Below are 248 nucleotides of genomic sequence, written 5' to 3' on the forward strand. Positions count from 1 at the left end.
GAATTACCACTAACCGTTTGCGCCGCAATCTCACCCTGGTCGGCTGTATAACCCTTCAAACTTGGGCTGGTAACAGCCGCAAAGCTTTGATCGGCACTCCATGGACCATATGTGACGTCATCCGTCACCGCATCCTTATAAGCTGTGCGAGTAAAGGTCACGTCCTTCGTGTAAGTACTTGCCGCTTCCGTTCCATCAGCGTACTCGTAATGGATGGTTTCCTTAACCGTCTTACTTTCCGTTGATTC

At 50.0% G+C, this 248-nt stretch carries 1 protein-coding gene; it reads right to left on the reverse strand.

Annotated elements, in window-relative coordinates; translation table 11 throughout:
- On the reverse strand, positions 1 to 248 hold a 248-nt coding region (locus tag IV71_RS08015; RefSeq protein WP_420889345.1), incomplete at both ends, for a mucin-binding protein.

Source organism: Fructobacillus fructosus KCTC 3544 (genome assembly GCF_001438695.1).
Taxonomy (GTDB): Bacteria; Bacillota; Bacilli; order Lactobacillales; family Lactobacillaceae; genus Fructobacillus; species Fructobacillus fructosus.